General features: G+C 60.6%; 1 pseudogene. It reads left to right on the top strand.

The features are described 5' to 3' along the window. Window positions 1-39: 39 nt before the first annotated feature. Window positions 40-424 (top strand): annotated as a pseudogene (locus tag AC0IYH_RS29510) (PIN domain-containing protein); the annotation flags it as partial.

Genomic DNA, 424 nt, shown 5'->3' with positions numbered 1-424 from the left:
CTGGAGCGGCGAGCGCCCTTCCACAAGGCAAAGAATAGCATGGGCGACGCGCTCCTGATTGAGCAATATGCCGAGATTGTGAAATCGTGCGCGGGGCGAGGTCAACTCGCGTTCGTGACCCACAACAAGCACGACTTCTCGAGCATGGGCGTCAATGAACGGCAGCCGCACCCTGACTTTGCCGACCTCTTCGGCGACCCTCAGTCGACCTACTCGCCGGCCCTGGGCGAGGTTTTGATCGAGATCGCCCCGGAGTGGCTGGAGGAAGCTCAATGGCAGTTCGAATGCCAGAAGGAGCCACGACGCCTGCGGGAGATCATCGAGGTCGAACACCTCCTCTTCCGGCAAGTTTGGTCCAACCGCCATCGGTACCTCCGCCACCAGATCGAGACCGGCGAGGTGAAACTGGTCACGAAGGATCAAC

It is taken from the genome of Pseudomonas sp. AC463 (assembly GCF_979253585.1).
Note: the sequence above shows the minus strand (reverse complement) of the source record. Positions and strands in the feature narration are given on the sequence as shown.